The sequence below is a fragment of the Kribbella turkmenica genome (genome assembly GCF_004348725.1).
GTDB lineage: Bacteria > Actinomycetota > Actinomycetes > Propionibacteriales > Kribbellaceae > Kribbella > Kribbella turkmenica.
This window is the reverse complement of the sequence record NZ_SMKR01000249.1, coordinates 1-7,758: the sequence shown is the minus strand read 5'-3', so window position 1 is coordinate 7,758 and position 7,758 is coordinate 1. Positions and strand designations below refer to the sequence as shown.

Annotated in this window: 8 protein-coding genes; 3 read left to right on the top strand and 5 right to left on the bottom strand. The window is 70.6% G+C overall.

Going from position 1 to position 7,758, the window contains the following annotated elements; translation table 11 throughout:
• Positions 1-57: 57 nt before the first annotated feature.
• The 5 genes from E1218_RS33860 to E1218_RS33840 are packed head-to-tail and all read right to left on the bottom strand — an operon-like array spanning position 58 to position 6,387.
• Positions 58-555, bottom strand: coding sequence for a beta-class carbonic anhydrase (locus E1218_RS33860; RefSeq protein ID WP_132327126.1), 498 nt, complete (start codon positions 553-555; stop codon positions 58-60).
• Positions 552-1,493 (bottom strand): sucrase ferredoxin, encoded by a 942-nt coding sequence (locus E1218_RS33855; RefSeq protein ID WP_132327125.1) that lies wholly within the window; start codon positions 1,491-1,493, stop codon positions 552-554. The genes E1218_RS33860 and E1218_RS33855 overlap by 4 nt, the downstream gene beginning before the upstream one ends.
• A gap of 46 nt (positions 1,494-1,539) precedes the next feature.
• On the bottom strand, positions 1,540-3,195 hold the full coding sequence (locus E1218_RS33850) for an MFS transporter (RefSeq protein WP_132327124.1): 1,656 nt from the start codon (positions 3,193-3,195) through the stop codon (positions 1,540-1,542).
• A 14-nt stretch (positions 3,196-3,209) separates the two neighbouring features.
• The gene (locus E1218_RS33845; protein WP_132327123.1) at positions 3,210-3,920 is read right to left on the bottom strand and encodes an LppX_LprAFG lipoprotein; all 711 of its coding nucleotides are present in this window, start codon (positions 3,918-3,920) and stop codon (positions 3,210-3,212) included.
• A 4-nt stretch (positions 3,921-3,924) separates the two neighbouring features.
• Positions 3,925-6,387 (bottom strand): DNA gyrase/topoisomerase IV subunit A, encoded by a 2,463-nt coding sequence (locus E1218_RS33840; RefSeq protein WP_132327122.1) that lies wholly within the window; start codon positions 6,385-6,387, stop codon positions 3,925-3,927.
• Positions 6,388-6,513: 126 nt separating this feature from the next.
• Between E1218_RS33840 and E1218_RS37655 the strand changes: the two genes are divergently transcribed.
• Genes E1218_RS37655 through E1218_RS33825 form a run of 3 tightly spaced genes read left to right on the top strand, consistent with a single transcriptional unit; the run spans position 6,514 to position 7,754 of the window.
• Positions 6,514-6,894, top strand: a complete 381-nt coding sequence (locus E1218_RS37655) for a helix-turn-helix domain-containing protein (RefSeq protein WP_233712651.1) — start codon at positions 6,514-6,516, stop codon at positions 6,892-6,894.
• A 14-nt stretch (positions 6,895-6,908) separates the two neighbouring features.
• On the top strand, positions 6,909-7,310 hold the full coding sequence (locus tag E1218_RS33830; protein WP_132327121.1) for a CoA-binding protein: 402 nt from the start codon (positions 6,909-6,911) through the stop codon (positions 7,308-7,310).
• A gap of 21 nt (positions 7,311-7,331) precedes the next feature.
• The gene (locus tag E1218_RS33825; RefSeq protein ID WP_132327120.1) at positions 7,332-7,754 is read left to right on the top strand and encodes a TIGR03667 family PPOX class F420-dependent oxidoreductase; all 423 of its coding nucleotides are present in this window, start codon (positions 7,332-7,334) and stop codon (positions 7,752-7,754) included.
• Positions 7,755-7,758 lie beyond the last annotated feature (4 nt).

The window sequence follows — 7,758 nt, the reverse complement described above, 5'->3', positions numbered from 1 at the left end:
GGCGGAGGGCGGGCGGGATGAGGGCGGTACCCGGCACGTCGGCAGCTCCCCGGGGTGTCAGACGATCTGGGTGAGGCGGCCGGTGTCGACGTCGTACATGAAGCCGCCGACCAGGATGTCGTCGCCGATCAGCGGGTGCTCGCGGACCGCGGTGACGTCGTGGCGGAGGGCCTCGAGCTGGTCCGGGATGACGTGGATCGGCAAGTAGCCGGCCGGTTTGCCGGCCGCGGTCTCCACCTTGGCGCGCAGGTCGTCCTCGGACATCGCGGCCATCGCGCAGCGGGTGTGCGGGATGACCATGATCCGCCGGACGCCGAGCAGCTGGACGCCGAGCACGAGGCCGGTCAGCGTGACCTCGGTGACCCGGCCGCCGGCGCTGCGCAGGACCTTGGCGTCACCCGGCTTCAGCCCGAGCATCTCCAGCGGCGGGATGCGCGAGTCCATGCAGGTGACGACGCCGATCCCGGCGTGCGCGATGCCGTCGAACCCGCCGTAGTGGAAGTCGGCCGCGTAGTCGGCGTTGGCGGCCAGCAGGTCCTCGAATCCGCTGGTCATCGGACGTCACCCGGCTCTGGGGATCCGGCATGCAGGATGGACATGGCGAACGGCTCCTTTCTGCAGGACTCCGGACGAGGTGGATCGGCGGGTGCGCTGGTGACGGGTACGGTCCAGGATCGGCCGTCGCGGTGTGCCACGACTACGGTGCCCAGGTCTTCGCCCACGACACTGAGGGCGTCCAGCGCGAGCTCGCCGGTGAGCTCGCGGACGGCGATCTCCGCGGCCTGACCGTGCTTGGTCCAGGTGGACCGGCCGCGCAGCCCGGTGAGCACGGTCTCGCCGCGACGGCCCGCCTCGAGCACCGCGACCGCGGTCGCGGTTGTCAGGTGACCGTGCATCGTGCCGGCCGGCAGTAGCGTAGCGGTCGGTGCGAACCGGTGCCCGCCGAGGTGGTTCGCCTCCCAGACCTGCCCTGGTGCGACCTCCGACAGCGCCGTCACCAGTGGGCGGCCGAGGAGCGCGCAGCACTCGTCCCGCTTGCCGTTGGTGCAGACCAGCATCACCGGCTCGTCGATCGCGGTCAGCGCCGGCAGCGAGTCGGTCACGGCGGCGAGATCGCCGCGGCCGACCGCCTCCAGGTCCAGGTTCTCGAGCACACGTAGATCGGTGATCCCGGCGCCGAGCAGCCAGGTCCCTCCGGGCCTGGTCGAGGCGACGTACACCTGGTGCGACCGGCCGTCCTGGTCCGGGTGCCGGCCGGGGGAGCGGATCAGCCCGAACCGGAGGTCCGCCTTCTTGCACGCGGAGTCGAACGCACCGCCGAAGCCGGGGTCCAGGTGACTCTGGGTCGGCGCCTTGGCACCCCACGGGCCGGGCTGCTCGACCAGGACCCAACCGGCGGCGACGACCGCTGTACCGGGGAGTGGCTCACGCAGCTCGCGGCAGAACGTCGAGCACAGGCCCGGGCGTCCGGTCGCGTCGAGTCGTGCGGTCACGTCATCACCGTACGGCAGCCGGGACCGGTCTCCGCCACGATGACCATCATCTGTGCACAACGCCACGTCTCCCGAGCAGCAGTACGGCGAGAACTGCGGCCAGGAACGCGCAGCCGGCGGCCCCGGCGAAGATCGCGTGAACTTGTGAAACGGCCGCGTCCCGGAGCGCGTCCACGAACGGGCGGCACGAACCCGGTGCGGCCGGGCACAGCTCGTTCGGCGACGGGACGTCCTCGACGATCGCGAAGTACCGGCGCAGGCCGATCGCGGTCAGCGCGGACACCCCGACGAGCATGCCGACCATCCGGGCGACGACGACGAGCGCGCTGACCAGTCCGTGGCTGTCCGGGGGAGTGGCTCCGAGGATCGCCGTGTTCACCGGTGACAACGCCAGCCCGAATCCGAACCCGCAGAGCAGCAGGACGACGGTGGCCGGCCAGTGGTCGAGCGCGTCCCGCCCCCAGAACGCCATCGCCACGAACATCGCCCCGGCCAGCGCGAGCCCGGCACCGGTGATCAGCCCGAGCCCGTACCGCCGGGTCAGCCACCCGCCGACGACCGCGCCGACCGGCAAGGCGACCAGGAACCGCAGCAGCACCAGCGCGGCCGCCAACTGCCCGCCGCCCTGCGTCGTCCGGGCGAACACCGGGACGTCGACCAGCGCGGCGATCAGCGCACAGCCGACGAGGAAGCTGACCGCCAGCGATCCCCAAGCCGGCCGTGGACCGAGCAGCCCGCGCGGCACGATCGCTCGCGCCGTACGCCGCTGCCAGAGGGCGAACGCGACGGCGAATGCGGCGGCGCCGACCAGGAGCCACGGCCCGGCCGGCGCCATCAGCTCGCGTTCCGGATCGGCGGTGGCGAAGGCGAGCACGACACCGGCGAGTGCGAGCGCGAGCAGGAGTGCACCGACGAGGTCCACCTGCGCGAGCATCTCCCGCAGCCGGGCTCCGGGCAGGAGCAGCGCGATCCAGAGCAGGAGCAGGACCGCGCTGACCACGCCGATCGGAGTGAGCAGCCGCGAGTCGCCGGAGAACGGGACGAACGGGACGCCGAGTGTGACGCCGGTCGCGAGCCGCTCCGGTGCGGTCAGCGTGAGACCGAGTGCCACGCAGGTGAGGAAGCCGACGGCGGCCGAGAGTGGTGGCGGACGAAGGCCACGGAGCAGCACGGCCAGGACCAGCGCCACGACCAGGTTCAGCCAGAAGATGTACCGCCAGTCGGCTACTGCAAGCACCAAGGCACCCAGCAGCGGGCCCAGCACCGACCCGAGTTCCTGGACGGCGCCGACCACGCCCAGCGGCAGCCCGCGACGATCGGTCGGCCAGAGGTCGGCGACCAGGGCGAGCGTGGCCGGCACGAGGCCGCCGCCACCGACACCCTGCAGGAAACGCCCGACGACGATCAGCGGCAGGTCGTAGGCGCCGGCCGTGACCAGTGATCCGACCGCGAAGAGCATCAGCGCCCCGACCAGGACAGGCGTCCGGCCGACCACGTCCGCGATCCGCCCGATCAGCGGCAGCACGGCGATGTAGCCGAGCAGGAACCCGGAGACGATCGGCGCGGCCCGCTGCAACTCGTCCGCGGACAGGCCGACCCCGGACATCATGTCCGGCAGCGCCAGGACGACGACGTAGGTGTCGGCCGCCGCGAACGCGACCGCGATCGACGCGAGCGTGAGCCGGACCCTCGGGCTGCCCACGGGCGGGTCCGCGCTCACGGCTTGGTGATCTCGACCTGTTCGCCGTACCGGTCCAGGGTGACGTCGTAGCTGCTGGTGGCGCCGTCGTAGAACGGGCCGGTGATCGTTGCCGACACCAACTGCTTGGAGTCCTTGTCGATCCTGAAGGTGCTCGGGAAGTCTTGGTCGGCGGGCGCCTTCGGGAAGATGCCCTGCAGGGACTTGCCCTGGACCGTGCCGGTGATCTCGGTCAGCACCTTGGCGCCGTCACGGGTCTCGCCCTTGATCTTCGGGTCCTTCAGCGTCGGCAGCACCGAGGTCAGGCCCTTGGCCGGGTTCAGCAGGATCGCCGGGTCCGGCGCGCCCATGGCGGTCAGTTGCTCGGGTGGCAACTCGGCGAACGTCGTCGTGAACGGCAGTTTCGCGTAGACCTTGCTGCCGACCGCGACCACCTCGGCGTCGATCGGCGTACCGCCTGTGCGCACGGTCAACTTGCCCTTGAACGCCGGCGCGTGCGTCGCCACACCGTCCCCGTTCGACAGTGCCTGCGCGGTCTCCGGGATGTCCCGGCCGGCCAGCACGATGTGCACGCTGGCCGCCTCGTCGATCGTCTTCTTGGCAGCCGTCAGGAGCGCGACCGGGTCCTCGGCCGGCCGTCCGTCGCCTCCGTCGGTGTCCTTCTTGTCGTCGCTGCAGCCCGCCAGCGCCAGCAGCAGCACCGCGCCCAGCGCGAGCAGTCTCTTCATGTGGTCAGCCTGCCATGTAACTGACACTGTCCGGAGCACAGGCGGCGATCGGTTGCGCAACCGGTACGCCGGAGCCGTCGCGCCGTGGGTCGATCGGCGGGAGCTCCACCGGCGCACCACTGTTCGCGCTGGCCCGGACCGGGGCGGCACCGACGAACCCGAGCAGCAGCCCGTCCTCGCCCTTCAGCAGCCGCTGGCAGCGGACACCACCGGTGCCGCGGCCCTTGCCCGGATACTCGCTGAACGGCGTCACCTTCACCGCGCCGACCTCGGTCCCCGGCAGCGCCGACGACGAGCCCGCGATGGTGACGACATGCGTCTCGCGGCTGGTGTCGACGGCGCCGAAGTACACCACCTTGGCGCCCTTGGCGAGCCGGACGCCGGCCATCCCGCCCGCGGTCCGGCCCTGCGGCCGGACCGCCGAGGCCGGGAAGTGCAGCAGTTGCGCGTCGGAGGTGATGAAGCAGAGCTCCTCGTCGCCCGTGGTCAGCTCGATCGCGCCGACGACCTCGTCGCCGTCGTTCAGCCGGACGATCTCCCACGCGTCCCGGTTGCTCAGGTGGTCCGGGACGACCCGCTTCACCACGCCGCCCGCCGTCCCCAGCGCGACACCGATCGAGTCGGGGTCCATCGTGGTCAGCGCGAGTGCCTTTTCGCCGGGCTCCAGCGACACGAACTCCGCCACCGGCGCGCCACCCTGCAGGTTCGGCGCGTTCGCGGTCGTCGGCACGGCGGGCAGGTCGAGCGACTCGAGCCGGATCAGCCGGCCGGCGCTCGTGATCAGGCCGTACTGGCCGCGGGCCGTGCTCTTGACCGCGGACACGATCGCGTCGTGCTTGGCCCGGGTCTCCCCGGTGCCGAACGGCTCGACGCCGTTCGTCCGGGCGAGCAGGCCGGTGGAGCTCATCAGCACCCAGCACGGGTCGTCGGTGACCTCGAGCGCCACGGCAGCGGTCTTGGTCGCGCCGGACGACTCCAGCAGCACGGTCCGGCGCGGGGTCCCGTAGGTCTTGGCGATGTCGGCCAGCTCGTCGGACACCGTCTTGCGGAGCAGGTTCTCGTCCTCGAGGATCGCGGTCAGCCGCTCGATCCCGCGCTCCAGCTCGCCCTTCTCGGTCTCCAGCTCGAGCTTGGAGTACTTCGTCAGCCGACGCAGCGGCATGTCCAGGATGTAGTTGGCCTGGACCTCGGACAGGTCGTAGATCTCGATCAGCCGGCCGCGGGCCTGGGCCGCGTCTTCGCTGCTGCGGATGACCTGGATGACCTCGTCGATGTCCAGGATCGCGATCAGCAGGCCGTCGACGATATGCAGCCGGTCCTGGGCCTTCTTCCGGCGGAACTCGCTGCGCCGGCGGACCACGTCGTACCGGTGGCCGAGGTAGACCTCGAGCAGCTCCTTGAGGCCGAGCGTGCGGGGCTGGCCGTCGACCAGGCAGACCGCGTTGATCGAGAACGAGTCCTCCAGCGGCGTCAGCTTGTACAGCTGCTCCAGCACGGCCTCGGGGACGAAGCCGTTCTTGACCTCGATCACCAGCTGGGTGCCGTTGGTCCGGTCGGTCAGGTCCTTGACGTCGGCGATGCCCTGCAACTTCTTCGACTGGACCAGGGTCTTGATCTTCTCGATCACCTTCTCCGGGCCGACCGTGTACGGCAACTCGGTGACCACGATGCCCTTGCGCCGCGGGGTGACGTTCTCGATCCGGGCGGTGGCGCGCATCTTGAAGCTGCCACGGCCGGTGGCGTAGGCGTCCTTGATGCCCTCCAGGCCGACGATCTTGCCACCGGTGGGCAGGTCGGGCCCGGGCACGAACCGCATCAGGTCGTCCAGGTCGGCGCCCGGGCTCTTGATCAGGTGCCGCAGCGCCTGGACCACCTCGACCAGGTTGTGCGGCGCCATGTTGGTCGCCATCCCGACCGCGATCCCGGCGGCGCCGTTGACCAGCAGGTTCGGGAACGCCGCCGGCAGGACCGACGGCTCCTCCTCCTGGCCGTCGTAGTTCGGCCGGAACTCGACCACGTTCTCGTCCAGGCCGGCCGTCATCGCCACCGCCGACGGCGCCATCCGGCACTCGGTGTACCGCATCGCGGCCGGGCCGTCGTCGAGCGAGCCGAAGTTCCCGTGGCCGTCGATCAGCGGCAGCCGCATCGACCACGGCTGCGCGGTCCGGACCAGAGCGTCGTAGATCGCGCCGTCACCGTGCGGGTGGTACTTACCCATCACCTCACCGACGACGCGGGCGGACTTCACGTGGCTGCGGTCGGGGCGGATGTTGTTCTCCGCCATCGAGAACAGGATCCGCCGCTGGACCGGTTTCAGCCCGTCCCGCGCGTCCGGCAACGCCCGGGAGTAGATCACCGAGTAGGCGTACTCCAGGAAGCTGCTGCGCATCTCGTCCGAGACGTCGACGTCGAGGATGCGCTCCTCGAAGTCCTCGGGTTCGGCGGTGGTGCTGGAACGGCGTGCCATGCGGGTTCTACTGCTCCTCGATCGAACCGGTACGGCGCCGCGACGGTCCGGCGCCGTGCCCATTGTCCCTGCTGAACGGCGATTTGCCGTGCCACGACCCGCCCTCGCGCCGGTCAACCGCCGCCGTTGTGGTCTATTCCACCGCGGCCGACGGCTGCGACCGGCGCAGGATGTACGTCGTCGGGCCAGAGCGGACCCTACCGCCAGGGTCAGACAGATAGCGGCGATCCCCAGCCGGACACCCCACGGCACCGTCACCGGTACGTCGGCCATCCCGGCGGTTATCGCCCGCCGGAGCAGTACCCGGAGAAGCAGGATCCGCCCGATGCGGTTGCCGGCACGGACGCCCGCCGCCTGCTGGCCCTCACGGTCTCCCGATACGTCGAGCAGCTGGTGGTGAGCGAGGCGGCGGTCCGCAAGCACGTCGGCCAGATCTTCGCCAAGCCCCATCTCGGCGACGGTCTCGATCGCCGGGTCTCGGCCGTGCTCACAGACTTGCGGCGCTGAGAGAGGATCGGCGTATGGACGAAGACATCCGCAAGATCCTGGCCGACTGCCCGACGTGGGCCGTGGTGGGGCTGTCGAACAACACCAGCCGGGCGGCGTACGGCGTGGCCCGGTTCCTGCAGGGGCGCGGCAAGCGGATCGTGCCGGTGCATCCGTCGGCGGAGACCGTGCACGGCGAGCAGGGCTACCCGACGCTGGCCGACATCCCGTTCCCGGTCGACTGCGTCGACGTGTTCGTCCGCTCGGAGCTGGCCGGCGACATCGCGGACCAGGCGGTGGGAATCAACGCGAAGGCGGTGTGGTTCCAGCTCGATGTAGTGGATCCGGACGCGTACGCGCGAACGACGGCCGCCGGTCTGACGATGGTGATGAACCGGTGCCCGGCGATCGAGTGGGGGCGCCTGGGTCCGTCCTGACGTCATCACCGAGAGGTTCTGATGATCACGATCGACACGTCCACCGACTTCGGCAAGCGGATCGAGCGCCAGCTGGACGACGAACGCGTGGTCTGGCTGACCACGGTCGGCCGGTCCGGGACACCGGCGCCGAACCCGGTCTGGTTCCTCTGGCACGACGGGCAGCTGCTGATCGCCAGCCAGCCGGACAAGGCGAAACTGCACAACATCACCGCGCACCCGCGGGTCGCGGTCCACTTCAACGCCACCCACAGCGGCGGGGACGTCGGCGTGATCTCCGGAACCGCGGCGATCGACGACAACCCGATCGGCGGTGACGAACTGGCGGCGTACGACGCCAAGTACGCCGACGACATCGCCCACCTGGGGATGACGAACGAGCAGTTCCACGCGGACTACTCGGTCGTCATCCGGATCACCCCGGACAAGCTCCGGGGCTTCTGAGCAC

What these genes read in the sequence shown, in the direction of transcription:
- E1218_RS33860 (WP_132327126.1), bottom strand. Translation starts at nt 555, where the DNA reads ATGACCAGCGGATTCGAGGACCTGCTGGCCGCCAACGCCGACTACGCG.
- E1218_RS33845 (WP_132327123.1), bottom strand. Translation starts at nt 3,920, where the DNA reads ATGAAGAGACTGCTCGCGCTGGGCGCGGTGCTGCTGCTGGCGCTGGCG.
- E1218_RS33840 (WP_132327122.1), bottom strand. Translation starts at nt 6,387, where the DNA reads ATGGCACGCCGTTCCAGCACCACCGCCGAACCCGAGGACTTCGAGGAG.
- E1218_RS33830 (WP_132327121.1), top strand. Translation starts at nt 6,909, where the DNA reads ATGGACGAAGACATCCGCAAGATCCTGGCCGACTGCCCGACGTGGGCC.
- E1218_RS33825 (WP_132327120.1), top strand. Translation starts at nt 7,332, where the DNA reads ATGATCACGATCGACACGTCCACCGACTTCGGCAAGCGGATCGAGCGC.